We start from the raw sequence: 25,426 nt of genomic DNA on the forward strand, positions 1-25,426 counted from the left end.
CGGGAGTGAAGAGAAGATGATCAGCGACATACTCGACTGGCTGAAGGGCCTGTTCGGCGACTCCGCCGGCGAGGCCGTGCAGGGAGCCACCGACACCCTCGGCGGGGCCGGGGACCAGGCCGAGCAGGCGATGGGCGGTGCCGCCGACGCGGCGCAGTCCTTCCAGGAGGACACCCTGGGAGGCGCGGCCGAGACCGCGCAGTCCTTCCAGGAGGACGCCCTCGGCGGTGCCGCGGATGCCGCGCAGTCCGCCCAGGAGCAGGCGGTCGGCGGCGCCGAAGAGGCGCTCCAGGGCGCCGCTGGAGAGGCCGTCGGCGGTGCCGCCGAGGCGGCCCAGTCCGTCCAGGAGCAGGCCGACACGGTCAGCGGCATCGCCGAGGACCCGGCCGGTGCCGCCGCGGACGCGGCCAGGGACAGGCTCACCGGCGAGGGCTGACCCTCGCGGGCGCCCCGGCCGCACTGAGCCGGCGGCCGGGGCACCGACCGGAAAGCACCAGGGGCCGCCGCCCGGGAGGAAACCGGGCGGCGGCCCCTGGTGCTTGTTCGGGTCCTCGCGTCAGGCGGACTCGGCGCGCAGGTCCTTGCGGAGCTCCTTGGGGAGGGAGAAGGTCAGCCGCTCCTCGGCGGTCCGCACGCCCTCCACGTCGTCGAAGCCGTACTCGGCGAGCCGGTCCAGCAGGTCCCGCACCAGGATGTCGGGGACGGAGGCGCCGCTGGTCACGCCGACCGTGGTGACGCCCTCCAGCCAGGCCTCGTCCATCAGGGAGGCGTTGTCGATCAGGTGCGAGGCGTTCGCACCGGCCTCCAGGGCGACCTCGACCAGCCGCACCGAGTTGGAGGAGTTGTCCGAGCCGACCACGATGACCAGCTCGCACTCGGGCGCCATCGCCTTGACCGCGTCCTGGCGGTTGGAGGTGGCGTAGCAGATGTCGTCGCTGGGCGGGTCGAGCAGGTTCGGGAACCGGTTGCGCAGCGCGTCGACGGTCTGGTTGGTCTCGTCCACGGAGAGCGTGGTCTGGGACAGCCAGGAGACGTTGTCCGGGTTGCGGACCTTCACCTGGTCGACCTGGTCCGGGCTCTCCACGATCTGGATGTGCTCGGGCGCCTCGCCGCTGGTGCCCTCGACCTCCTCGTGGCCGGTGTGGCCGATGAGGATGATGTCCCGGTCCTCGGCGGCGAACCGCTTGGCCTCCTTGTGCACCTTGGTGACCAGCGGGCAGGTGGCGTCGATCGTCTTGAGCCGGCGCTCCGAGGCCTCTTCGTGGACCTTGGGGGAGACGCCGTGCGCGGAGAAGACCACGATCGCGCCCTCGGGCACCTCGTCGGTCTCCTCGACGAAGATGGCGCCGCGCTTCTCCAGGGTGCTCACCACGTGCGTGTTGTGCACGATCTGCTTGCGCACGTAGATCGGAGCACCGTACTGCTCCAGGGCCTTTTCGACCGTGACGACAGCGCGGTCCACCCCGGCGCAGTAACCCCGGGGCTGGGCGAGCAGGACACGGCGGCGATTCGTCGCAGTCATGGGCCCCATCCTATGGGCGGTGAGCAACACCCTCGCCCAGGTGTCGCCGATCCCACAGCGGAGTCCGCGGAAGGTCCGTATGGTGGACCTCCGATAACGGTCAGCGATCGGTTCCGTCCCGAGATGGCGAATTCGGCTCCGATCTTCCCCGCCCAGGTCCATCCTGGCGGCCCTATCCTGGTTGACTTGCGTCCTCGGAACCGTCTATGAGCCCCGTTGGTACTAGCGATAGCGGCAGGAGCCCCAGTCCAATGTCGAACCCCTCGATCGCCACCAAACTCCTGACCATCGTCAAGGGCATCTTCGGGCGCGGCAAGGGGGAGGCGACCCCCGCCGGCGCCCCGGCCGCCGAGGCGGCCGAGCCCGCGGCGGTCCCGGCCTCCGGGGCCTCCGCCGAGCGCACCGCCGAGCGCACTGCGGAGCGCACTGCGGAGCCCGCCGGCGAGCAGGGCGGCGCCGAGCAGGGCGCGGCCCGGAAGGACGAGGCCCCCGCCGCCGCGGAGCCGGCGGCGGAGAAGGCCGAGCAGGCGGAGAAGGAAGCCGAGGCGAAGGCCGCGGAGGCGGACGCCGGGGAGGAGAGCGCCCCCGCCGAGCCTGCCGCTGAGAAGGACGCTGAGAAGGACGGGGCCCAGGACGGCGCCGCGCAGGAGACCGAGTCGCGGGAAGCCGACCCCCGGCCCAAGGCCGAGGCCGCCGCCTCCGACTCCGCCGAGCCGGCCCAGGTGCCGAACGAGGAGTCCGGGGAAGAGCTGGTCCGCCCGGAGGAGAAGCAGTCCGTCGCCGCGGAGCTCGCCGAGAACGAGAACGCCACCCAGGTCGCCAGCGATGAGATCCTGGCGAAGGTCCGGAAGAAGGCCGCCCCGGCCGCCGACGAGCTCCCGGTCCCCGGCTACGACGGCCTCACCCTCCCCTCCATCCGCGCCCGGCTGCGCAAGCTCACCATCGAGCAGGTCCGCGAACTCCGCTCCTACGAGGTCGCCCACCAGGAGCGCGCCGAGTTCATCCGGATGTACGACAACCGGATCGCCAAGCTGCAGAGCGCCGAGGCCGAGAAGGGCGAGTAGCCCCGACCGGCGAGAACGGCCGACGGCCCCGGAGAGCGGATGCTCGCCGGGGCCGTCGCATGCTGTCAGCGTGTGTCGGCCCGCGCCAGGAGCCGGATGAGCGCGCTCCATTCGGAGGCGGGGAAGGTGAGGTGCCCGTCCTGCCGGTTCCGCGTGTCCCGGACGTCGGCGCCGCCCTCGTGCTCCCGCACCTCGACGCAGGACTCCGCTCCGGAGGAGTGAGAGGACTTGAACCAACCCCGGTGACTCACAGAAGCTCCTCCAAGGCCTTCCTCGACTGCGCAGGGGGAAGGGCGCAGCCCAGAGAACGTTTCACCAGCCCGTGCAGCCGGTCATACCTGTCCGTGTCCTGGTAGATGATGTTACCGCGCACATGATCCGAACTGGCTGCCTTCCTGCCGTCCCGAAGGTGGAACATCAGGAGCATGGAGGTCACCCCCAGAAGGATGGCCCCTTCCGGTATCACGTGAATCGTCACCTGCTCGCGCTCGCCCAGGCAGAGCAGATGCGCCGCTTGTTCCTTTCGAACCTCCTCGGAAACGCAGGTGAGTGCGGTCATCGGGAACACGGCGACGATATTCGGATCATTTCTGGAACGCAGTACGTCATAGCGAGACGAACGCAGCGATATCAGGCGCTCGATCTCTTCCGGGGTGCCCGGATGGAGCCCTTCCTTCATCACCAGGCGGAGGTAGCCCGCCGACTGGAGGAGGCCGGGGACCGCGTGCGGGCTGATCAGTTCGATCGTCTCCGCCGCCTCCTCCAGCCTCCCCAGGTCGTGCATCCACGACGGCAACCCGTCCGACATGGCCATCTCCCAGGCGGTGAGCAGGCGTCCACGGGCTTTCAGGGCTTTATCGAGAAGCTCGACGTCCCCGCGCGAAGGGGTCACCTGGTTGTTCTCCCAGCGGGAGAGGGAGGCCGGTGAGCGCTGGCACAGGGAGGCGAGTTTTCGCAGGGTGTGGCCCGCCTGTTTGCGCTCGTTCGCGAGGTATGACCCGAAATCGCGTTCCACCATGTTTCTAAAAATAGAATTACGTTTCTCTGAGGGCCATCTCGTTGGGGATACAACTCACTCACTGTGGAACGGGCGCTGCCGTAACCACGCTGGTCTCATGAGCGATCTCAAATGGGAGGGCGTCGAGTACACCCACCCCGACCACTACCTGACCACCGGCGAAGCCGCCTTCCTCCTCCGCGTCGGGACGACGACGCTGCGCCGGTGGGAGCGGCGCGGAAGGATCGGCTGCGTCAAGGACGTCCACGGCAGGCGCTATTTTCGCGCCGGAGACGTCTATGAGCTGCGGGACCGCCCGGGAGGGCGGCCGCCGCCTCTGACACCGGCCGCCCCGGGTGTCTAAGCTGGCCCGGACCCTGACGGTGGCGGACCCGCCGGACCGCCCCGGCGGAGAGCGAGGAGGAACGGCATGCGCAAGGCCCTGGTTCTCGGGGGCGGAGGGATCACCGGGATCGCCTGGCAGCTGGGCGTCCTCTCCTGGCTCTACGACGCCGGCCTCGACCTCACCGACGCCGACCTGGTCGTCGGCACCTCGGCGGGCTCGGTGGTCGGCGCGCAGATCACCTCCGGCGCGCCGCTGCACGAGCTCTACCGGCGGCAGCTGGCCCCGCCCTCCGCCGAGGTCGGGGCGCGCGTCTCCCGGATCCGGATGGCCCGGTTCGCCCTGGCGTTCCTCGGCGAGCGCGACCCGCGCCGCGCCCGCGCCCGGGTCGGGCGGATCGCGCACCGGAAATCCACCTCCTCCCAGACCGAGCGCCGGGCCGTCATCGCCTCCCGCCTCCCCTCGCACGAGTGGCCCGACGCCGACCTGCGCATCGTCGCGGTCGACGCGCACACCGGCGACCGCGCCGTGCTGGACCGCGAGGCGGGCGTCCCCCTGGTCGACGCGGTGGCGGCCAGCTGCGCGGTGCCCGGGGTGTGGCCGCCGGTGCTGACCGGCGGCGGACTCTACATCGACGGCGGCGTCCACTCCCCGGCCAACGCCGACCTGGCCGAGGGGTACGACCGCGTCGTGGTCCTCGCCCCGATCCCCGCGGGCTGGGGCCCGGTCCCCGGCCCCGCCGCCCAGCTGGCCGAGCTGCCGGAGAAGACCCGCACCGCCCTGGTCACCCCGGACGCCGCCTCGCTGGACGCGTTCGGGGGCCGGCTGCTCGACCCCGCCCGCCGCGCCCCGGCCGCCCGCGCCGGACGGAACCAGGCCCCGTCGGTGCTCACCGCGGTCGCCGCCGCCTGGGACGGCTGACCTCCGACCCCACAAAGCGCCGAGGTCAACGGGAGGGAGCGGTCGGCGGGGCAGGGGGCGGCAGGCAGGGCGTTTCCCCGGTGCCGCTCGCCCTTCTTCCCTCAGCGATCCGGCATTCCGGTCAGGCGCGGCGCCTCGCGGAACGAAGGTTCAAGCGGGCAGCGAGGGCCGGAGGGCGTGCTGGCCAGTCGGTTGGGTACGGCGCCCCACGGGGCGGGGGTTCAAGCAGGCAGCGACGGCAGCGGCAGGGGCGGGGCCGGGCGCCCCAGCCGGGCGCGGCGTCCCACGGAGCGAAGGTTCAGGCGGGCGGCGAAGGCAGGAGGGGGACCGGCCGGTCGGTCGGGCGCGGCGCCTCACGGGGCGGGGGTTCAGGCGGGCGGCGAAGGCGGGAGTGGTCGGGGCGGGCCGGTGTGGCGGGTTCGCCGTTCCCGCGTCGCTCCGGGCACCGAGGTCGGTCGCCTTCGAAACCGCTGCCCCTCTCTGACCTGAGTGAATACGTAGGGTGATGGCGGGGTGGGGTGCCCTGCGCACCGCGAGAGCACCCCGGTGATTCCTGGGCGCGCATCCCGGGCCGGATCGGGCCCCTGAGGGCCTGATTCGCCCTGATCGGGCCGGTAATGGAGGGTTCGAGCGGCCCGGAAGGCCGGGATGTAGGGGCCGGAACCCGGGAAGGGCAGGGGCGGGGGCGGGATGTCGCTTTTGTTCTCCTGGGAGGCTCTGCTTGGCCACTCTGGGTAACCAACGAGGGGGTAATGGGGGCTTCGGGGCTTACTACTCGCTGGTAGATGTAATCGGGGTGCCCCCGCGGTGCGCAGGGCGCCCCCACCCCTGCCTGTTCCCTGCCGCAAACCCGGCATACGGGATATGACCACCCCCGGCGGGGGCGCGCGCCGGGCCGGGCCGGTGAACGCGGCGCCCCGCCCCTCTCCCGCCTTCGCCGCCCGTTTGGCCCCTGGCCCCATGAGGTGCCGTGCCCGGGTGAGGCCTGTACCCCGGCCCTACCCTTGCCGTCGCCGCCTGCTTGAACCTTCACTCCGCGAGGTGCCGCACTCGACCGACTGGCCGGTGCTCACTGCCGCCTTCGCCGCCCGTTTGAACTCTCGCCACGCGAGGCGCCGCGCCCGGATGAAGCGCCCGGCCCCGCCCCTTCCTTGGCCGTTGCTGCCCGCTTGGACCTTCGCTCCGCGGGGTGCCGCGCTCGGGTGATCGCCTTCGCCCCGCCCCTTCCTCTGCCGTCGCCGCCTGCTTGAACCTGCACCTCGTGGGGCGCCGCACTCGGTCTAGGCACCTCCCGTCCCTCGGCCCTTCCCGGGTTCCTCGTTGCAACGATCCCTTGACGACAAGCCGGTTGAGACGGCCACAACGTCAAGATCAACGCAGGAGGGGGAGTCCTTCGGTGGTCGGGGCGCGGCCGGAGCCTCCGCGGAAGCGTCATCGCTCTCCTCTAGGCTCGGACGCATGGGTATGGAGAGTTCGGCCGAGGCGCCGCAGCCGGTGCGGGTGGTCATGCAGGCCGTCGGCGGCTGGATCGGGCGCCTGGGCCGGATCTGGGTCGAGGGGCAGATCGCCGAACTCAACCGGCGCGGCGGCACCGCCTTCATCACCCTGCGCGACCCGGTCGCCAACGTGTCCGCCCGGGTCGTCTGCCCGATCCGCGTGCTGGAGGCCAACGGCCCGGCGCCGCAGGCCGGGGCCCGCGTCGTCATCCACGCCAAACCCGACTTCTACGTCGCGCGCGGCACCTTCTCCCTGCTCGCCCTCGAGATCCGGCACGTCGGCCTGGGGGAGCTGCTGGCCCGGCTGGAGCAGCTGCGCAAGACCCTGGCCGCGGAGGGGCTCTTCTCCGAGGCGCGCAAGCGCCGGCTGCCGTTCCTGCCCGGCACGGTCGGCCTCATCTGCGGCCGCGACTCCGCCGCCGAGCGCGACGTGCTGGAGAACGGCCGCCGCCGCTGGCCCGCCGTCCGGTTCGAGGTCCGCGAGGTCGCGGTCCAGGGCGACCGGGCCGTCGGCGAGGTCATCGAGGCGCTCAAGGAGCTCGACGGCCACCCCGGCGTGGATGTCATCGTCATCGCCCGCGGCGGCGGCAGCCTGGAGGACCTGCTGCCCTTCTCCGACGAGGCGCTGGTCCGCGCGGTCGCCGCCGCCGGTACCCCGGTGGTCAGCGCCATCGGCCACGAGCAGGACGCCCCACTGCTCGACTACGTGGCCGACCTCCGCGCCTCCACCCCCACCGACGCGGCGAAGAAGACCGTCCCCGACGTCGGCGAGCAGCTCGAACTCATCCGGCAGTTGCGCGATCGCGCCCGCCGGGTCATCCGGGGCGGCCTCGACCGGGAGAAGTCGTGGCTGGACGGCATGCGCTCGCGCCCGGTCCTGGCCAGCCCGATCCGCGAGATCGACCGCCTCACCGAGCAGGTGACCGGCCTGCGCGATCGGGCGCGGCGCAGCGTGACCGTCTCGCTGGACCGGGCCGGGGACGACCTGGTCCACACCAGGGCCCGGCTGCACGCGCTCTCCCCGGCGACCACCCTGGCCCGCGGCTACGCGATCGTCCAGGGCCCGGACGGGGCGGTGCTCCGCTCCGCGACCGAGGTCTCCCCGGGCGACGAACTCCGCCTCCGGTTCGCCGAGGACAGCCTCTCGGCCACCGCGGGCGAACCGACCACCGAACCCGCCTCCGCCCGCGAGGACACCGCGGACGGGAACGATTGAGGAGACCATGGCGAAGAAGGCGACCGCACCGGACCCCGACGCCCCGGAGCAGAACCCGGAGCAGAGCGGCCCGGCAGAACCGGAACTCAGCTACGAGGAGGCCCGCGAGGAACTCGACACCGTCGTGCGCCGCCTGGAGTCCGGCGGCCTGACGCTCAAGGAGTCCCTCGCCCTCTGGGAGAAGGGCGAGCAGCTCGCCAAGACCTGCGAACAGTGGCTCGAAGGCGCCCGCGCCAAGCTCGCCGTCGCCATGGAAGAGAGCAACGGTCACCAGGGGGAGAGGGACGCCGACGCCCCGTTCTGACCTGACGCAAGTGAATGAAAACGGGCACGCTGGGGAGCAGAGGCGCAGGTCAACCAGTATCGGCCCCGCACGCGTGGGGATGGTCCCTCGGCGCCCCCCTCCGGATGAGACAGGCCGCTATCGGCCCCGCGCGCGGGGATGGTCTCCTCGAGGCGCAGATGGGCGGGGCGCGGCGCCGATCGGCCCCGCACTGCGGGGATGCCCCAGCCCACCCCTCTACCTCACGCCTCCCGCTTCTCCCAGGTGTAGACGGCGGAGATGGGGACGCTGCGGAACTTCTCCCACTTCGGCTTCGTGGCGATCCAGGCGTCGTCGATGACGCCCTCGTCCATGTGGGTGAGCGTCCAGCCGGCCCCCAGGCCCGCCTTGATGTGGTCGCTGACCAGGTGGACGTTGGTCGTGATGGCGAGGGACTCGCCCGTCGCCTCGGTGAAGTGGGTGGGCATCCCGCTGGAGATGATGAACTGCGGGTGGAAGGCGGCGATGACGAAGGAGCCGCCGGGGCGAGTGAGCCGGGCCGCCTCCGCGTAGAGCGGGGGGAGGGCGGGCAGGTGCTCGTCGATCAGGGAGGCGATGGCCAGGTCGTAGGCGCCGGACTCCAGGCCGGTGTCGGTGGCGTCGGCCCGCACCAGGCGGTCGTGGGCGCCCCTCTTCTCGGCGAGGGCGAGCATCTCCGGGGTGAGGTCCACGCCGTCGACGGAGCCGACCCCTCGGGAGCGGAGCCAGGTGCCGGTGCGGCCGGTGCCGCAGCCCAGGTCCGCGGCGCGCCGGACCGCGGACCAGTCCGGACGGGGGAGCCGGTCGAGCAGGCCGAGGTCCATGATGTCCTCGACGGTCTGCTCGTAGGTGTCGGCCCAGCGGCCGTAGCCGGTGGCGACGTCGACGGTGGGGTAGTTGCGGGTGTCGAAGTCCGAGAAGCGGATCATGCCGACGATGATGGCAACCGGGCGCTCCGCGCGGAAAGCGGTTTTCCGCGCCCTGTGGATTCCCGCGGGTTCCGGCCCCGGCGGGGTCAGCGGCGCGGGCGGCGCCCGTTGAGCTGGTCGCTGAAGTCGCGGAAGTTCGCCGGCAGGCCGCGGAAGACCGCGATGAGCAGCACCAGGGCGGTGCCCAGGAACAGCCACGGGGCCACGTCGGCCAGCCGGGTGCCCATGCCGATCGCCAGGCCGCGGACGAAGCCCTCGCTGCCCAGGGTCAGCAGGCTCTCCGCGAGCACCGCGGCGCTGAAGTAGGCCAGCGGCGGGCTGACGGTCAGCGAGAGCAGGTCGCCCGGGCGCACCAGCAGGGCGGCCGCCACGCACGACGCGACGAACACGTACCCGTTCAGCGCGCTCCAGCCGGTCGCCTCGGCGACCAGCGCGGCGAGCACCCCGGCGGCGATGATGACCAGCACGCCGCCGCGCCCGGTGAGGCGGATCTGCGCCCCGCCGGCCGCCGCCGCTGCCCGGCCGGTCCGCGCGGGCCTCCCCTTGGGCGGCCGCTGCGGCCGCTTCCCGGAGGCGGCGGGCGGTGTGGACGGCCTGGGGCGCGAACGCGTGCGGCGGCGCGGGGGCGGAGGCGTGAAGAAGGGGCCCCGGGGGTCCTCGGGGCTTTCCGTTCTACGCGAGCCCATGGCCGTACGCTCCCTTATATGACTCACAGTGATTAGTGTGTCACTCGTGGTGAGTATTCTTGCTCTTTCTCGGAAGACGTGTCGGTCGACGCCTCCGGGCCGAACACGTCGCCGTACAGTCCGACGCGGACGGCATCGTCCCCGGTTTCCGATTCCTCCCGCCCGTTTCCGGCCATTCCCGAATTCTGTCCCTGAGGCGGCCGCTCGGCTCCGCCGCCGTCCGATTCCTCCGCGGGCCCGCCGGCGGCCGCTCCGGCCGGCGCCCTGGCCGGGAGGTCCTCCGGCCCGGGGGCGGAGCCGGCTCCGGGCCCCGGCCCGGACTCCGCTCCGGCCCGCGGCCCGGTGCCGGCCGGGGCCGCCGCGTCGGCGTCGGCGTTCAGCTCGGCCGAGGCCAGCGGGCGGGCCTGCTCCTCGATCCCGGAGGGGCGGTCCAAGTCGCCGTCGACCAGGCCGAGCTCCTCGAACCGGCGGGCCGTCACCAGCACCCGGCTCTCCAGGGAGCCCACCGTCTGGTTGTAGGCGGTGACCGCCTTGGACAGCGCCCTGCCCAGCCCGTCGACGTGCCCGCCCAGGGTGGACAGCCGCGCGTGCAGCCGCTTGCCGAGCTCGAACACCTCGCGCGCGTTCTCCCCGAGCGCCTGCTGCTGCCAGGCGTACTGCGCCGTGCGCAGCAGCGACACCAGCGTGGTCGGCGTGGCGATGTGCACCCTGCGGCCCATCGCGTACTCCAGCAGCCCGGGGTCGTGCTCCAGCGCCGGGGCCAGGAACGCCTCGCCGGGGATGAACAGCACCACGAACTCCGGCGCCGGGTCGAAGGCCTTCCAGTAGCCCTTCGCCGCCAGCTGGTCGACGTGGGTGCGCAGGTGGCGGGCGTGCGCGCGGAGCCGGTCGGTGCGGAGGCCGCCGTCGTCGGAGTCCACCGCCTCCAAGTAGGCGGCCAGCGACACCTTCGAGTCGACCACGATGTTCTTGCCGCCGGCCAGCCGCACCACCATGTCCGGCCGCCGCGTCCCGTCCTCGGTGCGGACCGAGGCCTGCTCGTCGAAGTCGCAGCGGGCGCTCATCCCGGACAGCTCCGCGACCCGGCGCAGCTGCAGCTCGCCCCAGCGGCCCCGGGCCTCGGGCCGGCGCAGCGCGGTGACCAGCGACCGGGTCTCCTCGCGCAGCCGCTCGGAGCCCTCCCGAACGTACTCCACCTGCTTGGCCAGCTCGGCGTGGGCGGCGCGGCGCCCGGCGTCGGCCTCGCGCAGCTGCCCCTCGACCTTGGCCAGGGTCTCCCGCAGCGGCTCCACCAGCCGCTCCACCTCGCGGCGGCGCAGCTCCATCTCCTGCCCGGCCTCGGCGCCCACCGCGCGCATCCGCCCCTCGGCCAGCTCCATGAACCGCTGCCCGGTGGCGTCCAGGGCCTGGGCGGACAGCGCCCGGAACCGGTCGGCGAGCTGCTCCTCGATGTAGGCGGCCCGCTCCTCGGCGGCCCGGGCGTCCGCCCGCGCCTCCGCGGTGCGCCCGCGCGCCAGCATCCACCCCAGGACCGCGCCGAGGGCGAGGCCGATCAGGAGCACCGCGATCATCTCAAGGCCGTTCATAGCGGCCCATGCTCTCAATCCCGGGCGTCCCAGTGGTTTCCGCCACGCGGGGCCGCGGCGGACCGTCCCGGCGGCCCGGGACCCGCCGGGCGCGGCCGGGGATCAGTCGGCGGGGGCGCCCAGCGCGTCCAGCACCACCCCGACCAGGCGGGCCATGTCCACCGCGCCCCGGTCGTAGAGCCACTGCACCTGCAGCCCGTCCATCACCGCTATGAGCAGCGCCGCCGCGTCCTCGGGGGTGACACCGGGGCGGAGCCTGCCGCCGTGCTCCTCGCGCAGGGTCCGGGCGAACTCGGTGCGCAGCCGCTCGAACCGCTCGCCGAAGAAGCCGTGCGCCGGGTGCCCCTCGGTGACCGCCTCCGCGCTGAGCACCGTGTAGACCTGCACCAGGCCGGGCAGCTCGGTGTTGCGCCGGACGATCTCCTCCAGGCCGGCCGGTCCGATCCGGGCGGCATCGGGCACCCCGGCGCCCCCGTCCTCCCCGCCGGACCCCTCGGCGCGGGCGGCCGCGGTCCGGTTCGCCGCGTCCCGCTGCTCCAGCATCGCCACCAGCAGCGCCTGCTTGCTGGGGAAGTAGTGCAGCAGCCCCTGCTGGGTGATCCCGGCCCGCTCGGCGACCTTCGCCAGCGAGGTCCCGTTGTACCCGCCGTCGGCGAACTCGTCCATGGCGGCGTCCAGGATCGCGTCCCGGCGCCCACCGGGGGCGTACCCCGGCCGCCTGCGGCCCGAATCGGATCCCATCACGTCCTCCCCCCCCGGCCCGTCCCCGGGCCCTTCGCGGCAGTGAGGAGGGTACCGGCGGCGCCGTGGAAGCGCACGTCAGCGAAGCCCTCCGCAGACCGCCGGTGCGGCGGTGAGGGGCTTCACAACGCCGGGGCCCCGGCATACACTCCGAACATCTACCGAGTACTCGGTAGGTCGAAGGGTACGGCCCTGCGGGCGCCGAGGCGCGACCCCGCCCCACCCACCCGAACGGACCCGAGGGGGATCCACCATGACGGCTCATTCCACTGCGGCCCAGGCGGCGGAGGACGCCCGGGAGCGCCGCGTCGACGCGGCCCTCGCCGAACTCGACCTGGAAGCGAAGGTGCGGCTGCTCTCCGGGGCCGGCATGTGGTCGGTCGCCCCGAACCCCGGGATCGGCCTGGGCCGCCTGGTGATGTCGGACGGGCCGGTCGGCGTGCGCGGCGAGGACTGGACGCCCGACGACCCCTCGATCCAGCTGCCCAGCCCCACCGCCATCGCCGCCACCTGGGACACCGCCCTGGTCCGGCGGGCCGGCAACCTGCTCGCCCAGGAGGCCCGCCGCAAGGGCGTGCACGTGCTGCTCGCCCCCACGGTGAACATGCACCGCAGCCCGCTCGGCGGCCGGCACTTCGAGTGCTTCTCCGAGGACCCCTACCTGACCGGCGCCGTCGGCGCGGCCTACGTGCGCGGCGTGCAGGAGGGCGGGGTGGCCACCACCGTCAAGCACTTCGTCGCCAACGACGCCGAGACCGACCGGTTCACCGTGGACAACCGGGTCGGCGAGCGCGCGCTGCGCGAGGTCTACCTCGCCCCCTTCGAGCAGATCACCGCCGAGGCCCGCCCCTGGGGCGTGATGGCCGCCTACAACAGTGTCAACGGCACCACCATGACCGAGCACACCGAGCTCAACGGGGTGCTCCGGGACGAGTTCGGCTTCGACGGGTTCATCGTCTCCGACTGGACCGCCGCCCGGGACACCGTCCGCGACGCCCTGGCCGGACTCGACTCGGCGATGCCCGGCCCGCGCACCGTCTACGGCGACAGACTGGTCGCCGCGGTCCGCGACGGCCGCGTCCCCGAGGAGGCCGTGGACCGGATGGCCCGCCGCATCCTCCGACTGGCCGCCCGGGTCGGCCTGCTGGAGGGCGCCGACCCGGTGGTCGGGGAGTCCGGCCTGCCCGCCGCGCTGGACGGCCGCACCGTCGCCCGCGAGCTGGCCGCCCGCTCGTTCGTGCTGCTCCGCAACGAGGGCCGCGCCCTGCCGATCGACCCCTCCCGGGTGCGCAGGGTCGCCCTGATCGGCCTGGCCGCCGCCGAGGCCCGCACCAGCGGCGGCGGCTCGGCCACCGTCTTCGCCGAGCGCACCGTCGCCCCGCTGGAAGGGCTCCGCGAGGCCCTGCCCGGCGGCGTGGAGCTGACCTACGCGGTCGGCGCCGACCCGCGCGACTCGCTGCCGCCGCTGCGCGGCCCGCTCACCGCGGTCTTCCACGGCCCGGACGGCGCCGAGCTGGCCACCGAGACCATCTCCGACGGCACCGCCCGGTGGATGGGCGAGCTGCCCGCCGGCGTGGAGCCCGGCGCGATGGAGTCGGTCACCGTCACCGGCACCCTCACCCCGGAATCGACCGGCCGGCACACCTTCTCCATCGCCGGCATCGGCCCGTTCACCCTCACCGTCGGCGGCGGGACCGCCTTCGACGGCGCGCTGGCCTTCGAGGGCGACGACCCGGCGGCCGCGCTGTTCCAGCCGCCGCAGCAGGAGATCGCCGTCGACCTCACCGCGGGCGAGCCGGTGGAGGTCTCCCTCACCCACCGCACCAACGGCGTGCCCATCGGCGACTTCGCCTTCGTCGGCTTCTCGCTCAACCACATCGAGCCGCTGGCCGGTGCGGACGAGCTGATCGAGGAGGCGGTCGCCGCGGCGGCCGCCGCCGACGTCGCCGTCGTCGTCGCCGCGACCACCGAGGACGTCGAGTCCGAGGGCTTCGACCGGACCACTCTGGCGCTGCCCGGCCGCCAGGACGAGCTGGTGGCGCGGGTGGCCGCGGCCGCCCCGCGCACCGTGGTCGTGGTCAACGCCGGCGCCCCGGTGCTGATGCCCTGGCGCGAGGACGTCGACGCGGTCCTGCTGAGCTGGTTCGGCGGGCAGGAGCTCGGCGGGGCCCTGGCCGACGTGCTGCTCGGCGCGGAGGAGCCCGGCGGCCGGCTGCCCACCACCTGGCCGGCCGAGGAGAAGGACGTCCCGGTCTGGGACGTGGTGCCCACCGACGGCCGGATCGACTACACCGAGGGCGTGTTCATCGGCTACCGGGCCTGGGAGAAGGCCCCGGCCGCCCCGGCGTTCTGGTTCGGCCACGGCCTCTCCTACACCGAGTGGTCCTACGACGGCATCGAGGTCGCCGCGGACGGTACCGCCGAGGCCCCGGCCGAGGTCAGGGTCAGGGTGACCAACACCGGCGACCGGGCGGGCCGCGAGATCGTCCAGGTCTACCTGGCGCCCCGGGAGCCCGGCGCGGAGCACCCGGCCCGGGTGCTGGCCGGCTTCGCCGCCGTGCAGGCCGGCCCCGGAGAGACGGTGGAGGCCGCGGTCGCCGTCGCGCGCCGCGCGACCGAGGCCTGGGACGCCGACGCGCACGCCTGGCGCCCCGTGCCCGGCGGGCACGACGTCCAGGTGGGCCGCTCCTACGCCGACATCCGGCTCTCGGCCCCGCTCACCGGGGCCTGACCGGAACCGGCGGGACGCGGTCCCTTTCCTCCTCCCGGCGGCGGCCCGGCGGCCGGGAGGAGGCCGCCCGCGTCCCGCCGCACCGCGCCCGGCCGGCACTCCGCCGGCCCCGCTCTTGCCCGCGCCGCCGAGGAACCGGTACGGTCGCCGCCGTTCCGGACCTCAGGGGGAGCGCATGGCCGGACCGGACGCACCGCTCCGGGAACCGCAGGGCATGACCAGGGCCGAGGCGGCCGGCCTGGTCCGCCGGGTGATGGCCGCCGACTACGCCTCCGAGGAGGAGTGCGACCGTATCCTGGACCGGCTCGACCGGGCCCTGGGCTGCCCCGGCGGGCGCGTCGCCGGCCTGGTCTTCTGGCCGGACACGCCGGACCCCGCCCCGGAGCGGGTGGTGGAACGCGCCCTGGCCTACTGCCCCTTCGCGCTCTGAGCCGCCGGGCGGCGGGCCGCCGCGTCCAGGGCGGGCCCGGCGCGCGGTCGCCGCAGGTGAAATCGGGTATCCGGAGCGTGCGATGATCACCCCATGTCTAGCAACGTCTTCTTCGACATCACCATCGACGGCGCCCCCAAGGGGCGGATCGTCTTCAAGCTCTACGACGACGTCGTGCCCGACACGGCCAGGAACTTCCGCGAGCTGGCCACCGGGCAGCACGGCTACGGCTACAAGGGCTCGGCGTTCCACCGGGTCATCCCCGCCTTCATGCTGCAGGGCGGCGACTTCACCGCAGGGGACGGCACCGGCGGCAAGAGCATCTGGGGCGGGGAGTTCGCCGACGAGAACTTCCAGATCAAGCACACCCGACCCGGCCAGCTGTCCATGGCCAACGCCGGCAGGGACACCAACGGCTCGCAGTTCTTCGTCACCACCGTCGCGACCCCCTGGCTGGACGGCAAGCACGTCGTCTTCGGCGAGGTCACCGAGGGCATGGACCTGGTGAAGGAGATCGAGTCGCTCGGCTCGCAGAGCGGCCGGCCCGCCAAGAAGATCGTCATCGCCGACTCGGGGACCGTCTGATCGGGAACCCGTGAGAGCGGGCGGCCGCCGTCCCACCGGGCGGCGGCCGCCCCCATATCGGCGCCGCTCCCCGGGAGCGGCGCGAGACGGCGCCCGAAGCGGCGGCCGCCGGGGCCGCCTCCCGGGGCGGGGCCTTCCCGGTTCTCAGGAGGAGTCGCGCCGGTGCAGCTCCGGTTCCCAGGCGCGGATCGGTGCCCCCGGGTCGGCGTCGCCGGAGACCAGCGCGGCGATGTGCGCGGCCACCTCGCCGGTGGAGAGCACCGGGCGCAGGCCGACGCTGGTCAGCCGGGGCCGCAGCATCCGGCAGAGCGGCAGGTCGTCGGTGCCGACCAGGCGCACCCGGCCGGGGACGTCCACCCCGGCGTCGGCCAGTGCGCCCAGCAGCAGGCCGGCGAACTCGTCGTTGTAGCCGTACACCCCGTCCGGCATGCCGTGCTCGGCCCACTCGGCGACCACGCGCGCTGCGTCCTCCGGGGTCTCGTCCATGTCGGTGCGGCGCACCCGGGCGCCGCCGGCGGCCTTGGCCAGGCCGGCCAGCCGCTCCTCGCCCATCTCCTTGAGCACCGGCGAGCGCGGTACGAGCGCGGCGATGTCGGTGCAGCCCTGCTCGACGAGGTGCAGGCCGCCCGCCTCGCCCATCGAGGCGTGCTCCAGGACCAGGGCCGGAACGCCCCGGTGCGGGGCGCGGCCCAGGGCGATCGGCACCGAGCCGGCCCCGGTCAGCAGGTCCACCGCCGAGGGGGTCAGCCGCCGCCCCTCGGCGATCACCGCGGACGGGCGCAGGGCCGCCCAGGCGCGCGCGGCCTTCGCGCCGCGCGATTCCGGGTCGCCGTGCAGGATCAGCGTGTAGCCGAGGGCGCGCAGCTCATCGGCGAGGCCGCCGAAGAAGCGCGCGGCGAGCGGCCCCAGGGTGGTGGCGGGCATGGCGAACAGGACCAGGTCGCTGCGGCCGGTGCGCAGCGATCGGGCGCTGGCGTGCGGCACGTAGCCGAGGTCTTCGGCGGCGGCCAGGACGCGGCGCCGGGTCTCCTCCGGGATGCGGTTGCCGGGGGTGTCGTTGAGGACGTAGGACACCGTGGCGGTGGAGACCGCGGCGCGCGCCGCGATGTCGCCCATCGTCGGGGGGCGGGAACGGGTCGCATTCATCGTGATCATTCTGCCTCGCTCCGCGACCGGGCGCCCGCCCCGGCGGGGGAGCCGGTGCGCTCCGCCGTGAACATGGCGTGAACGGGGCATTGACTCAGGTTAATCGCATCACCTAGCTTAAACGAATAACCGGCGCCGACCTGCAGGTTCGACGCAGGCCCGACCCCCGCATGGAGGAGAGCGTCCATGAACGAGCCCGCTCGTGTCCACACCGCCGCACCCGGAGCGGCGCGATGACGGCCCCGGCCGCCCCCGCTCCCCCGGAGCGGACGGGCGGGAGGCGGGGACTCCCCCGGTTCCTCGGCCTCTTCGTCGTCGGCAACCTCGCGCTCTACGCGATGTACCTCGGCGTGGTGAGCATCCTGCTCCCGGTCCAGGTCGAGGCGTTCGACCCGGCGAACAAGGAGATCAACCTCGCCGTCGTCACCGGCGTCAGCGCGGTCTTCGCCACCCTGTTCAACCCGCTCGGCGGGGTGCTCTCCGACCGCACCCGGTCCCGCTGGGGGCGGCGCAACCCCTGGCTGCTCGGCGGAGCCCTCGGCGCCCTGGTCTTCCTCGGCCTGATGGGCTTCGCCCCCGCGCTGTGGATCCTGGTGGTGGGCTGGTGCGCCGCGCAGGCGATGGGCAACGTCTACCAGGCCGCCATCACCGCGACCGTGCCGGACCGGGTGCCCGCCGAGCGGCGCGGCAGCGCCTCCGCGATGATGGGCATCGCCCAGTCCATCGGCATGGTGGCCGGCAGCATCGCCGCCGCCCGCTTCGTCGGCGACATCGAACTCGGCTACCTGCTCTTCGGGGCGGTACTGGTGGTCGCGGCGGTGCTGTTCGCCTCGCTCACCCACGACCCGCGCGGGGACGAGCCGCCGGCGGCCGGGCGGAGCGCCGACGGGCTCGCCGCCCAGTTCAAGGGCTTCGGCGCCGCGCTGAAGGCCCCCGACTTCACCTGGGCCTTCACCAGCCGGGCCTTCATGATGATGGGCTTCTTCCTCATCATGGGCTACCAGGCCTACATCCTGGCCGACCACATCGAGCTGCCGGACGGCCTGGCCCCCACCGACGCCATCCCGATGCTGGTCATCGCCAACACCGTGCTGACCGTCGCCTGCACCTCGGTCATCGGCCCGATCTCCGACCGGATCGGCAGGCGCCGCCCGTTCGTGCTGGTCGCCGGGTTCATCGCCGCCGCGGCCACCGTCGTCCCGGCGCTGGTGCCCACCCTGGCCGGGATGTTCGTCTGGGCCGCGATCGGCGGCGCGGCGTTCGGCGTGTTCATGGCCGCCGACCACGCCATCGTCACCCTGGTGCTGCCCGAGCAGAAGGACGCCGCCCGGGACCTGGGCGTGCTCAACATCGCCAACGCCGGGCCGCAGATCATCGCCCCGTTCCTGGCCGGCGCCATCGTCGTCTTCCTGGGCGGCTACACCTGGCTGTTCATCATCGGCGCGGTCTTCTCCCTGATCGGCGCCCTGGCCATCACCCGGGTCAAGGGCGTCGCCTGACCGGCGCCCCGCCCGCACCACACGAGAACGAGGACCGGCCATGCGACTCCACGTGCACACCCTGGGCGGCGGCGACCGCACCGCCCTGCTCGTCCACGGCGCCATGTCCGACCACGGCACCTGGCACGCCGTGGCCGGGGCGCTGGTCGAGCGCGGCTACACCGTGCTCGCCCCCGACCTGCGCGGCCACGGCCTCAGCCCGCGCGGCCGCTACACCCCCGAGGAGGTCGCCGCCGACCTGGCGGAGACCCTGCCGACCGGCGCCGACCTGGCCATCGGCCACTCCATGGGCGGCCTCGCCCTGTCCATGGCGGTCGACCGGCTCCGCCCGGCCCGAGCCGTCTACCACGACCCGGGCTGGCAGTTCGACCACATCCCCGCGGCCGCCGTGGACGGCATGCGCGCCATGGTCGCCGGCGCCACCGCCGAATCGGTCCGCGCGATGAACCCGCGCTGGAGCGACGCCGACATCGAGGCCGAACTCGCCGGCTTCGGCCGGTTCGACCCGGCCTTCTTCGACATGATCGGCGCCCTGGCCGGCGCCGATCTGATCCCCGCGGCCCCGGCGGTGCCCTCCCTGGTGCAGCTGGCCGACCCCAGCTTCACCGTCACCGGGGAGGGCGCCGACCGCCTCCGCGCCGCCGGCTTCGAGGTCCGCGTGGTCAAGGGGGCCGGCCACTGCAGCCACCGGGACGACTTCGACGGCTACATGGCCACCCTGGAGGGCTGGATCTGACCGGGGGGCGGCGCGGTTACCTCCCGGGTAATCGCGCCGCCCCCGCCGGGCGGGCCATGATGGGAGCCCGCGCCGGCCCCGGCGCGGCCACCGGCCCCCGAGGAGTCCGCGATGACCGAGACCGCCCCGACCACCCGCGACGTGGTGCACGAGCTGCTGGCCCGGATCGGCGCGGGCGATCCCGAGCGGATCGCCGGGATGTACGCCGACGGCTGCGACTGGAGGCTGGACTGGCCGGAGGAGGAGCACGGCCGCGCCGCCACCCCGTGGATCCGGCACCGGCGCACCCGGGCCGACGCCGAGGCGCACTACCGCGAGATCGGCCGGCACCACCGGCCGGAGGAGGCGGCGACCGAGGTCGAGCGGATCCTGGTCGACGGCGAGCACGCCGTGGTGCTCGGCGAGATCCGGCAGACCGCGGAGCCGACCGGCCGCCCCTACCGCGCCCGGTTCGCGCTGCACCTCACCGTCGAGGGCGGGCTCATCACCCGGCACCACGTCTACGAGGACAGCCTGGCCGTGGCCCGGGCGTTCGCGCCCTGACCCGCCCCGAGCGGTCAGCGGCACCGCTCCAGCGCCTCGTGCCACCGCCGGGCGCGGGACCACAGCCGGTCGGGGGCGGGGGAGGGGGCGAACAGCCACATCCGGCCGCGCCGCCCGGCGCCGTCGGTGATGGACGGGCGCGGGGCGTGCGGGGGCGGGCCGTCCAGCGGGTACCAGTGGTAGTCGAGCGGGTCGAGCAGCGCGGTCAGCCGGTCGCCGATGCCGCGGCCCGGCAGCACCTTGCAGAGCACCCAGGGGCGGAACCGGCGCAGCACCTCCAGGCCGCCGGCGACCACGTCCGGCTCGGTCGCCCCGGTGTCGATCTTGAGGATCGCGGGGGCGGCCCCGGCCTCCTCGCGCCAGTGCGACAGCTGGCCCACCCGCACCGGGACCCGGCCGACCTCCGGGCGGAACCCGGGGACCAGCGAGTTGGTCGCGTCGCTGGTCGCCGAGAGGCGCAGCCGGGCCGAACCGGTGTGGTTGCTCAGCGCCAGGTCGGCCACCTCGACCCGGAGCCCGTTGTCGGCGGCGATGGCCCGCGCCGCCCGCGCGGCTTGCGGGCACGGCTCGAAGGCGTACACGTCCCGGCCGCTGCGCGCCGCGGCCAGCGCCGCGTAGACCCCGACGTTGGCGCCGACGTCCAGCACCGACCCGGGCCGGGCCGTCTCCACCGCGGCGAGGAAGCAGGCCAGCGCGCCGGGGCGGTGCCCGGCCAGGCCGTACCGGTGCAGCCGGGCGGGGACGGACAGGTCGCCGGGGACGGTGATGCGGAGCTCGTCCGGGCCGCAGGCCGGGCCGTCCTCCAGCCGGGGCAGCATCAGGGAGAACCTGCGGACCCGCGGGGGGACGCGGGCCGGATCCAGCCCGCCGAGGCTGCGCGGCAGCCGGATGCGCAGCTGCCGGGTGGCGTGGCGGACCGCCGGATGGCGCCGGACGAAAGCACGGACCTGCCCAGTGACCATTGTCGATTCCCCCCGATCGGCGAATGGGACGCCTGCGCGCACGTCCGCGCGCGGCCCCCGACCGCTTGCGGACGAAACACGAACGTATAGCGACCGGGACCCCGCCCGCAGGGCGATTCACCCGAAGAGAGGAAAGGGCACACCGAAACCTCCTGGATCCGGGGCGGATCGGGGCGGCGGGGGAGAACGGGCCGGACCCCGCGGACGGACCGCCGACCCGGCATTCCGGGTGGCTCGGGCCGGGCGGCCCGGCTCACCCCGGCGACCGGTGAGGACACGCTCCGGGCGCAACTAGACTCGTGGCCGTGAGTCTGTCTATCGGGATCGTCGGCCTGCCCAACGTCGGCAAGTCCACCCTCTTCAACGCGCTGACCAAGAACGACGCTCTGGCCGCGAACTACCCGTTCGCCACCATCGAGCCCAACGTCGGTGTCGTGGGCGTGCCCGACCCGCGGCTCGACAAGCTGGCCGAGATCTTCGGCTCCGCCAAGGTGCTGCCGGCCACGGTCGACTTCGTCGACATCGCGGGCATCGTCCGCGGCGCCTCCGTCGGTGAGGGGCTGGGCAACCAGTTCCTCGCCAACATCCGCGAGAGCGACGCGATCTGCCAGGTGATCCGGGCCTTCGACGACCCCGACGTCACCCACGTCGACGGGGACATCGAGCCGTCCCGCGACATCGAGACGATCAACACCGAGCTGATCCTGGCCGACCTGCAGACCCTGGAGAAGGCGCTGCCCCGGCTGGAGAAGGACGCCAAGCGCAACGCCAAGGACAAGGCGGCCCAGGAGACCCTGGAGGCGGCCCGGGCCGCGCAGCAGGTCCTCGACTCCGGCAAGGGCCTGTACGCGGGCGCCGCCGAGGCCGGGGTGGACACCGAGCGGATCCGCGAGCTCAACCTGCTCACCGTCAAGCCGTTCATCTACGTGTTCAACCTGGACTCCGGCGAGCTGGCCGACGAGGCGCTGCGCGCCAAGCTCTCCGCGCTGGTCGCCCCGGCCGAGGCGATCTTCCTGGACGCCAAGATCGAGGCCGAGCTGGCCGAGCTGGAGGACGACGAGGCGGCCGAGCTGCTGGAGTCGATGGGCCAGACCGAGTCGGGCCTGGCCCAGCTGGCCCGGGTCGGCTTCGCCACCCTCGGCCTGCAGACCTACCTCACCGCGGGCCCCAAGGAGGCCCGCGCCTGGACGATCAGGAAGGGCGCCACCGCCCCCGAGGCGGCCGGCGTCATCCACACCGACTTCCAGCGCGGCTTCATCAAGGCCGAGATCGTCTCCTACGGCGACCTGGTCGAGGCCGGCACCATGCAGGCCGCCCGCGCCGCGGGCAAGGTCCGCATGGAGGGCAAGGAGTACGTGATGGCCGACGGCGACGTGGTGGAGTTCCGCTTCAACGTCTGACCCGAGCTCTCCGAGCAGGGCGGTCCGGACTCCGGGCCGCCCTGCTCATCGAGGACGTCCGCCGCGCCCCCTTCACCGGTATCGGTAAGCCCGAACCGCTCGAGTACCACTTGCCGGGGGCGTGGTCGCGGAGGATCGATGACGAGCACCGCCTGGTCTACCTGGTCCGGGACCGAGAGGTCGTCATCCTCGCCGCCCGCTATCGCTACTGAGGCCCCTCCGGTCCGCAGGGGCCTCGTCCGGGCCCGAGCGCGCGCGAAGACCGGAGCCTGACCGGAACCGGGCGCGGGGGCGGGACGGACTTCCGGCCCGCCCCGCGTGCCGCAGATCAGTCCGCGATCCAGTCGCCGTTGGCGTCGACCGTGTAGCCGTCGATCTCGCTGTCGGCGACCCAGATCTCGCCGCTCTTCATCACGGTGAGAGCGAGTTCGGCGAAGGTGTCGAACTCGCCCTCCGCCTCGGTGGCGAATTCGAAGGTGAACGCCGCGTCCTCGTCGGTCGGGGACTCCGCGCAGTCGCGCACGAGCGTCACGGTCTCGAAGTCCTCCGAGAAGTACGAGCCCTTCTCAGGGGAGTCCTCGTCGAGGTCGTCGATGGAGAGCCCGGACCAGTCGCCGAGCCGGGGGGCGATGTTCTCCCATTCAGGGGCGTCCGCCGCTTCCGCCACCTTGTCTGCGAAGTGACCCTTGACTCCCTCGGTCACTTCCTGTGCGGTCTCACCGATCGTGGCCGGGCGGTCATCCTCATATTGGGCGAGTTCTGAGGCGTCCGATCCGTCGATCAAGAACTGCTTTGCGTACCAGCCCCAAATTCGGCTGGAAGCCGCGTCCTCAATGGAATCATGCCCTTCGTATTCGAGGTACTCCTGAAAGCTCATGTCCTTGACGTGTCCGAACGGCGTGTTCTCGTGATCGGACCGCAAGGTCTCCCGCGTCTCGTTCACGATGGCCTCTTCGAGGACGGCGGGGTCGTCCAGCCCGAGGTCCTCGGGGTCGTCCAGGCCGAGGTTGCGCCCCAGCGACTCGAAAGCCCTCTGCGCCTCCCTCTCCGCGTCCGCCTCGGTGTATTCGGGGGCCGTGAGCAGTTCGACCGCTCCGTCGGCGTACGAGATCTCGAGGTCGACGGCGCAGTACTCGGCGCCGCCGAGTTCGCGGGAGCTCGCGATGGCCGAGACGAACAGCAGCCCTTCGGCGTCGGATCCGGCGGCTTCGTAAAGCTCCTCGGGGATTTCGATCGACAGCGCGGCGGCGGGTTCCAGGTAGCTGTCCGGGGTGAAGTCGTACACGCTGTCCGGGCCGAAACCGCACCCGGTCAGGGGGAGCCCTGCGGCGGAGATCAGGGCCGCGGGGACGAGTACTCTCTTTCGACTGTCCATGCGAAGTTCGCGCCGGGGCGCGTTTCCTTTCTACACAGGCATGGGGGATTGCCTCGGCAGGAGGAAGAAAGGCCTGCACTGCCGGCTCGAGCTTTCCGAGGATCCTGAAGACATGAAAAAAGAAGGCCGTTTCTCACTGATTGCGCCTCATGGCGCCGACCTTCTGGGGAAGAGTCCTCGGCTCCGCTCTCCGCGGTCATCGTAGCGGGTGCGGAGCCTGCCGGAAGAGGGGCGGCCTGCGGGCTCGCGTGCGGCTCTCGTGTCCGTTCGGACACGGGCCGTTGCGGGGGCGGCCGCGGAGCGGCGCGGTTCCGTCCGGGCGCCGTCCGCGTTCGGGGGGTGCGGCCCTCGGAGCGGGGGAGGGGCGCCCCCGAGTTCCGCCCCGCCTCTTCGGGGCCCTCGGGTCCCGGTGGTGAACCGGGTGAAACCGTGCATCGAGTCGATTCTCCGGCATTCTTCCCTGTGTGGAACGGCCGTTCCCGCTTCTACCTGCGGAAATATCGGAAGGCGCTCTGCCGGCCACCGGAGGGCGGCCCCTGTCAAGGGGGGCGCGCCGGGGAAGGGCAACGTCACATTCGTGTGGCCCGAGGGGAACCCGGCCGTTTCCGGTCGGTCCTCAATTACTGTGCTGACCTTGGAAGATCTCGGGGAGTGACAGGATATGGGCTGGTGCGGGGGTATTGGCCGATAGGTCGGCCGGGTACAAGGTTCGGTCGGGGAGAAAACACGGACACCATTGGCGCCGGAGACTCCGGATAATGCCGCACCATAGGTGGGGTAGACAGAGTGCTCGGGGGAGAATCGTTGCCGCCGCGGACGACCGGGTCCGCGGTGCGAGTGAGGGAGGCGAGATGGCTCGGAGGTCGACCGCGCGGGGCGGCGGCGCGCCCGAGGCGGCCGACGGGTACGACGGTCCCCGGGAGGCCGCCACGGGCCGCCTGAAGCGCCCCAGGGCGGGTTCCGGCGGGCGCTGGTGGGTCTGGGTCGGCCGGGCGGTGCTCTGGGCCTTCATCATCGTCGTCCTGATCAACGGGATCTGGCACCCGCTGCGCGAGGGGATCGCCACCCCCGCCGCCGAGGAGCCGGCCGAGCAGGAGGAGGGCGGCGACTTCCCCGAGACCGCGGCCGCCGCCTTCGCCGTCCGCTTCGCCGAGCACTACCTCAACGTCGAGGAGGGCGGCCGGAAGGAGCGCGCCGAGGCGCTCGCCGCGTTCGTCCCGGAGGGCGCCGCCTCCTCCTACGAGGTCTCCGGCGGCCCCCTCACCGGGACCGAGATCCAGGTGGTCCAGGTGGAGGACGTCGACGGCAGCAACGCCGTGGTGACCCTGGCCGCCGACGTCAACGGCGCCCCGATGACCCTGGACGTCCCGGTGTACGCCGCGGGCCCGTCCTCCCTGGTGGTCTCCGGGCGGCCGGCGCTGCTCGCCGCCCCCGACAAGGCCGACCTGCCCGAGGCGCCCGGCATCGACGTGGACACCGACGCCCGCGCGGAGCTGGAGTCGATGCTCCCCGCGTTCTTCGAGGCCTACTCGGCCAACCCGGACCACCTCTCCCAGTACGTGGAGAGCGGCGTGCGGATCGCCCCGCTGCCCGCCGACACCCTGGCGTTCGAGAAACTCGACGAGGTCGCGGTCCCCGCGCGCACCGCCGCCGCCGGCGACGAGGACGTGCGCCAGGCCGTGGCCGAGGTCGTCTGGCGCGTCCCCGGCGGCTCCGGGGGCGAGGGCGCCACCCTCACGCAGAGCTACCAGCTGACCGTGGTCGAGTCCGGCGGCAAGTGGTACGTGCGCGACGTCCAGGGCTCGCTCCAGGGCCCCCGCCGCTGATCGGCCCCCGGTGAACGAAGCAAGGAGAACAATGGCCATGAACGGCAGATATCCGACCCAGGAGGACGTGGACTGACATGCTCCCCCTGTTTTCCGATGCCGTCCACGCGATTTCGGACGCGGCCGCCCCGATCGCTCTGGCCGCCGCCGACGGAGAGGCCCCCGACACCCAGGGCCTGGCCGATTGGCTGCGCGGCTTCTTCGGGCCGTTGTTCCTGGTGATCGTGTCCATCGTGGCGATCTTCTTCCTCTTCACCAGGGAGATCACCCGATTTGCGCAATTCGTCGTACTGGCGATTTTCATTGGGATCGTCTTCTATGTTCCGAACGTCATCGAGACACTGGCGACCGCGATCGCACGCGCCATGGGCGTCGAGGTAGTCGAGTAGGA

General features: G+C 73.2%; 26 protein-coding genes and 2 pseudogenes. 18 read left to right on the top strand and 10 right to left on the bottom strand.

Annotated features, from left to right (window positions below; genetic code table 11):
• Positions 1 to 16: 16 nt before the first annotated feature.
• Positions 17 to 436: a hypothetical protein gene (locus tag J0910_RS06820; protein WP_420157669.1), complete on the top strand. Its 420-nt coding sequence runs from the start codon at positions 17 to 19 to the stop codon at positions 434 to 436.
• Positions 437 to 556: 120 nt separating this feature from the next.
• Here J0910_RS06820 and J0910_RS06825 read toward each other — a convergent pair whose 3' ends face one another.
• Positions 557 to 1,522 (bottom strand): 4-hydroxy-3-methylbut-2-enyl diphosphate reductase, encoded by a 966-nt coding sequence (locus tag J0910_RS06825; RefSeq protein WP_420157670.1) that lies wholly within the window; start codon positions 1,520 to 1,522, stop codon positions 557 to 559.
• A gap of 251 nt (positions 1,523 to 1,773) precedes the next feature.
• Between J0910_RS06825 and J0910_RS06830 the strand changes: the two genes are divergently transcribed.
• Positions 1,774 to 2,586, top strand: coding sequence for a DUF8129 domain-containing protein (locus tag J0910_RS06830; protein ID WP_420157671.1), 813 nt, complete (start codon positions 1,774 to 1,776; stop codon positions 2,584 to 2,586).
• A gap of 65 nt (positions 2,587 to 2,651) precedes the next feature.
• On the opposite strand, the gene J0910_RS06835 is transcribed toward J0910_RS06830, so the two are convergent.
• Both J0910_RS06835 and J0910_RS06840 read right to left on the bottom strand, forming a co-directional pair.
• Positions 2,652 to 2,837 carry a DUF397 domain-containing protein gene (locus J0910_RS06835; RefSeq protein WP_420157672.1) on the bottom strand — a complete coding sequence of 62 codons (186 nt, stop codon included), beginning with the start codon at positions 2,835 to 2,837 and terminating at the stop codon, positions 2,652 to 2,654.
• Complete coding sequence (locus J0910_RS06840; protein ID WP_420157673.1) at positions 2,834 to 3,604, bottom strand: helix-turn-helix domain-containing protein; 771 nt, start codon at positions 3,602 to 3,604, stop codon at positions 2,834 to 2,836. The genes J0910_RS06835 and J0910_RS06840 overlap by 4 nt, the downstream gene beginning before the upstream one ends.
• 97 nt (positions 3,605 to 3,701) lie before the next feature.
• On the opposite strand from J0910_RS06840, the gene J0910_RS06845 reads away from it, so the two are divergent.
• The 4 genes from J0910_RS06845 (at position 3,702) to J0910_RS06860 (ending at position 7,863) form a co-directional block, all read left to right on the top strand.
• Entirely contained in the window at positions 3,702 to 3,947 is a 246-nt protein-coding gene (locus tag J0910_RS06845; RefSeq protein ID WP_420157674.1) for a helix-turn-helix domain-containing protein, read from the top strand.
• Positions 3,948 to 4,013: 66 nt separating this feature from the next.
• Entirely contained in the window at positions 4,014 to 4,847 is an 834-nt protein-coding gene (locus J0910_RS06850; protein WP_420157675.1) for a patatin-like phospholipase family protein, read from the top strand.
• Positions 4,848 to 6,305: 1,458 nt separating this feature from the next.
• Positions 6,306 to 7,559 (top strand): exodeoxyribonuclease VII large subunit, encoded by a 1,254-nt coding sequence (xseA, locus tag J0910_RS06855; protein ID WP_420157676.1) that lies wholly within the window; start codon positions 6,306 to 6,308, stop codon positions 7,557 to 7,559.
• Positions 7,560 to 7,566: 7 nt separating this feature from the next.
• Positions 7,567 to 7,863, top strand: coding sequence for an exodeoxyribonuclease VII small subunit (locus J0910_RS06860; protein ID WP_420157677.1), 297 nt, complete (start codon positions 7,567 to 7,569; stop codon positions 7,861 to 7,863).
• Positions 7,864 to 8,084: 221 nt separating this feature from the next.
• On the opposite strand, the gene J0910_RS06865 is transcribed toward J0910_RS06860, so the two are convergent.
• The 4 genes from J0910_RS06865 to J0910_RS06880 all read right to left on the bottom strand — a co-directional run bounded on the left by J0910_RS06865 (position 8,085) and on the right by J0910_RS06880 (position 11,802).
• Positions 8,085 to 8,789 carry a class I SAM-dependent DNA methyltransferase gene (locus J0910_RS06865; protein ID WP_420157678.1) on the bottom strand — a complete coding sequence of 235 codons (705 nt, stop codon included), beginning with the start codon at positions 8,787 to 8,789 and terminating at the stop codon, positions 8,085 to 8,087.
• Positions 8,790 to 8,875: 86 nt separating this feature from the next.
• Positions 8,876 to 9,475: a DUF6542 domain-containing protein gene (locus J0910_RS06870; protein WP_420157679.1), complete on the bottom strand. Its 600-nt coding sequence runs from the start codon at positions 9,473 to 9,475 to the stop codon at positions 8,876 to 8,878.
• Between the two features lie 32 nt (positions 9,476 to 9,507).
• A complete protein-coding gene (locus tag J0910_RS06875) occupies positions 9,508 to 11,061 on the bottom strand; it encodes a DNA recombination protein RmuC (RefSeq protein WP_420157680.1) in 1,554 nt (517 codons plus the stop codon).
• A 102-nt stretch (positions 11,062 to 11,163) separates the two neighbouring features.
• Positions 11,164 to 11,802 carry a TetR/AcrR family transcriptional regulator gene (locus J0910_RS06880; RefSeq protein WP_420157681.1) on the bottom strand — a complete coding sequence of 213 codons (639 nt, stop codon included), beginning with the start codon at positions 11,800 to 11,802 and terminating at the stop codon, positions 11,164 to 11,166.
• Positions 11,803 to 12,220: 418 nt separating this feature from the next.
• Here J0910_RS06880 and J0910_RS06885 point away from each other — a divergent pair.
• The 5 genes and pseudogenes from J0910_RS06885 to J0910_RS06905 all read left to right on the top strand — a co-directional run.
• Positions 12,221 to 12,916: pseudogene (locus J0910_RS06885) on the top strand (glycoside hydrolase family 3 protein); the annotation flags it as partial.
• Positions 12,896 to 14,104 (top strand): annotated as a pseudogene (locus J0910_RS06890) (glycoside hydrolase family 3 C-terminal domain-containing protein); the annotation flags it as partial. The pseudogenes J0910_RS06885 and J0910_RS06890, both read left to right, overlap by 21 nt.
• Before the next feature lie 147 nt (positions 14,105 to 14,251).
• Positions 14,252 to 14,533, top strand: coding sequence for a fibronectin type III-like domain-contianing protein (locus J0910_RS06895; RefSeq protein WP_420161909.1), 282 nt, complete (start codon positions 14,252 to 14,254; stop codon positions 14,531 to 14,533).
• A gap of 175 nt (positions 14,534 to 14,708) precedes the next feature.
• Positions 14,709 to 14,963, top strand: a complete 255-nt coding sequence (locus J0910_RS06900) for a hypothetical protein (RefSeq protein ID WP_420157682.1) — start codon at positions 14,709 to 14,711, stop codon at positions 14,961 to 14,963.
• 93 nt (positions 14,964 to 15,056) lie between these two features.
• Positions 15,057 to 15,548, top strand: a complete 492-nt coding sequence (locus J0910_RS06905; RefSeq protein ID WP_420157683.1) for a peptidylprolyl isomerase — start codon at positions 15,057 to 15,059, stop codon at positions 15,546 to 15,548.
• A gap of 144 nt (positions 15,549 to 15,692) precedes the next feature.
• Here J0910_RS06905 and J0910_RS06910 read toward each other — a convergent pair whose 3' ends face one another.
• On the bottom strand, positions 15,693 to 16,694 hold the full coding sequence (locus J0910_RS06910; RefSeq protein ID WP_420157684.1) for a LacI family DNA-binding transcriptional regulator: 1,002 nt from the start codon (positions 16,692 to 16,694) through the stop codon (positions 15,693 to 15,695).
• A gap of 233 nt (positions 16,695 to 16,927) precedes the next feature.
• Here J0910_RS06910 and J0910_RS06915 point away from each other — a divergent pair, with 233 nt between their 5' ends.
• The 3 genes from J0910_RS06915 (at position 16,928) to J0910_RS06925 (ending at position 19,472) form a co-directional block, all read left to right on the top strand.
• Entirely contained in the window at positions 16,928 to 18,193 is a 1,266-nt protein-coding gene (locus J0910_RS06915; RefSeq protein ID WP_420157685.1) for an MFS transporter, read from the top strand.
• Between the two features lie 40 nt (positions 18,194 to 18,233).
• The gene (locus J0910_RS06920) at positions 18,234 to 18,929 is read left to right on the top strand and encodes an alpha/beta fold hydrolase (protein WP_420157686.1); all 696 of its coding nucleotides are present in this window, start codon (positions 18,234 to 18,236) and stop codon (positions 18,927 to 18,929) included.
• A gap of 111 nt (positions 18,930 to 19,040) precedes the next feature.
• Positions 19,041 to 19,472, top strand: a complete 432-nt coding sequence (locus tag J0910_RS06925; RefSeq protein ID WP_420157687.1) for a nuclear transport factor 2 family protein — start codon at positions 19,041 to 19,043, stop codon at positions 19,470 to 19,472.
• A gap of 14 nt (positions 19,473 to 19,486) precedes the next feature.
• Here J0910_RS06925 and J0910_RS06930 read toward each other — a convergent pair whose 3' ends face one another.
• A complete protein-coding gene (locus J0910_RS06930) occupies positions 19,487 to 20,434 on the bottom strand; it encodes an FkbM family methyltransferase (RefSeq protein WP_420157688.1) in 948 nt (315 codons plus the stop codon).
• A 305-nt stretch (positions 20,435 to 20,739) separates the two neighbouring features.
• Here J0910_RS06930 and ychF point away from each other — a divergent pair, with 305 nt between their 5' ends.
• A complete protein-coding gene (gene ychF, locus J0910_RS06935) occupies positions 20,740 to 21,834 on the top strand; it encodes a redox-regulated ATPase YchF (protein WP_420157689.1) in 1,095 nt (364 codons plus the stop codon).
• A gap of 41 nt (positions 21,835 to 21,875) precedes the next feature.
• Positions 21,876 to 22,046: a Txe/YoeB family addiction module toxin gene (locus J0910_RS06940; protein WP_420161910.1), complete on the top strand. Its 171-nt coding sequence runs from the start codon at positions 21,876 to 21,878 to the stop codon at positions 22,044 to 22,046.
• Between the two features lie 116 nt (positions 22,047 to 22,162).
• Here the strand turns inward: J0910_RS06940 and J0910_RS06945 are convergent, their stop codons facing one another.
• Positions 22,163 to 23,209, bottom strand: a complete 1,047-nt coding sequence (locus J0910_RS06945) for a hypothetical protein (RefSeq protein ID WP_420157690.1) — start codon at positions 23,207 to 23,209, stop codon at positions 22,163 to 22,165.
• Between the two features lie 851 nt (positions 23,210 to 24,060).
• On the opposite strand from J0910_RS06945, the gene J0910_RS06950 reads away from it, so the two are divergent.
• Complete coding sequence (locus J0910_RS06950; protein ID WP_420157691.1) at positions 24,061 to 25,035, top strand: conjugal transfer protein; 975 nt, start codon at positions 24,061 to 24,063, stop codon at positions 25,033 to 25,035.
• Between the two features lie 77 nt (positions 25,036 to 25,112).
• Complete coding sequence (locus tag J0910_RS06955; protein ID WP_420157692.1) at positions 25,113 to 25,424, top strand: hypothetical protein; 312 nt, start codon at positions 25,113 to 25,115, stop codon at positions 25,422 to 25,424.
• Positions 25,425 to 25,426 lie beyond the last annotated feature (2 nt).

The sequence above is a fragment of the Nocardiopsis oceanisediminis genome, from assembly GCF_048595525.1.
Classification (GTDB): Bacteria; Actinomycetota; Actinomycetes; order Streptosporangiales; family Streptosporangiaceae; genus Nocardiopsis_A; species Nocardiopsis_A oceanisediminis.

Bases quoted from the DNA above. Each gene is read 5' to 3' on its own strand.
- J0910_RS06820 (WP_420157669.1), top strand. From the start codon at position 17: ATGATCAGCGACATACTCGACTGGCTGAAGGGCCTGTTCGGCGACTCC.
- J0910_RS06825 (WP_420157670.1), bottom strand. From the start codon at position 1,522: ATGACTGCGACGAATCGCCGCCGTGTCCTGCTCGCCCAGCCCCGGGGT.
- J0910_RS06830 (WP_420157671.1), top strand. From the start codon at position 1,774: ATGTCGAACCCCTCGATCGCCACCAAACTCCTGACCATCGTCAAGGGC.
- J0910_RS06840 (WP_420157673.1), bottom strand. From the start codon at position 3,604: ATGGTGGAACGCGATTTCGGGTCATACCTCGCGAACGAGCGCAAACAG.
- J0910_RS06845 (WP_420157674.1), top strand. From the start codon at position 3,702: ATGAGCGATCTCAAATGGGAGGGCGTCGAGTACACCCACCCCGACCAC.
- J0910_RS06850 (WP_420157675.1), top strand. From the start codon at position 4,014: ATGCGCAAGGCCCTGGTTCTCGGGGGCGGAGGGATCACCGGGATCGCC.
- xseA (WP_420157676.1), top strand. From the start codon at position 6,306: ATGGGTATGGAGAGTTCGGCCGAGGCGCCGCAGCCGGTGCGGGTGGTC.
- J0910_RS06860 (WP_420157677.1), top strand. From the start codon at position 7,567: ATGGCGAAGAAGGCGACCGCACCGGACCCCGACGCCCCGGAGCAGAAC.
- J0910_RS06865 (WP_420157678.1), bottom strand. From the start codon at position 8,789: ATGATCCGCTTCTCGGACTTCGACACCCGCAACTACCCCACCGTCGAC.
- J0910_RS06870 (WP_420157679.1), bottom strand. From the start codon at position 9,475: ATGGGCTCGCGTAGAACGGAAAGCCCCGAGGACCCCCGGGGCCCCTTC.
- J0910_RS06875 (WP_420157680.1), bottom strand. From the start codon at position 11,061: ATGAACGGCCTTGAGATGATCGCGGTGCTCCTGATCGGCCTCGCCCTC.
- J0910_RS06880 (WP_420157681.1), bottom strand. From the start codon at position 11,802: ATGGGATCCGATTCGGGCCGCAGGCGGCCGGGGTACGCCCCCGGTGGG.
- J0910_RS06900 (WP_420157682.1), top strand. From the start codon at position 14,709: ATGGCCGGACCGGACGCACCGCTCCGGGAACCGCAGGGCATGACCAGG.
- J0910_RS06905 (WP_420157683.1), top strand. From the start codon at position 15,057: ATGTCTAGCAACGTCTTCTTCGACATCACCATCGACGGCGCCCCCAAG.
- J0910_RS06910 (WP_420157684.1), bottom strand. From the start codon at position 16,694: ATGAATGCGACCCGTTCCCGCCCCCCGACGATGGGCGACATCGCGGCG.
- J0910_RS06915 (WP_420157685.1), top strand. From the start codon at position 16,928: ATGACGGCCCCGGCCGCCCCCGCTCCCCCGGAGCGGACGGGCGGGAGG.
- J0910_RS06920 (WP_420157686.1), top strand. From the start codon at position 18,234: ATGCGACTCCACGTGCACACCCTGGGCGGCGGCGACCGCACCGCCCTG.
- J0910_RS06925 (WP_420157687.1), top strand. From the start codon at position 19,041: ATGACCGAGACCGCCCCGACCACCCGCGACGTGGTGCACGAGCTGCTG.
- J0910_RS06930 (WP_420157688.1), bottom strand. From the start codon at position 20,434: ATGGTCACTGGGCAGGTCCGTGCTTTCGTCCGGCGCCATCCGGCGGTC.
- J0910_RS06945 (WP_420157690.1), bottom strand. From the start codon at position 23,209: ATGGACAGTCGAAAGAGAGTACTCGTCCCCGCGGCCCTGATCTCCGCC.
- J0910_RS06950 (WP_420157691.1), top strand. From the start codon at position 24,061: ATGGCTCGGAGGTCGACCGCGCGGGGCGGCGGCGCGCCCGAGGCGGCC.
- J0910_RS06955 (WP_420157692.1), top strand. From the start codon at position 25,113: ATGCTCCCCCTGTTTTCCGATGCCGTCCACGCGATTTCGGACGCGGCC.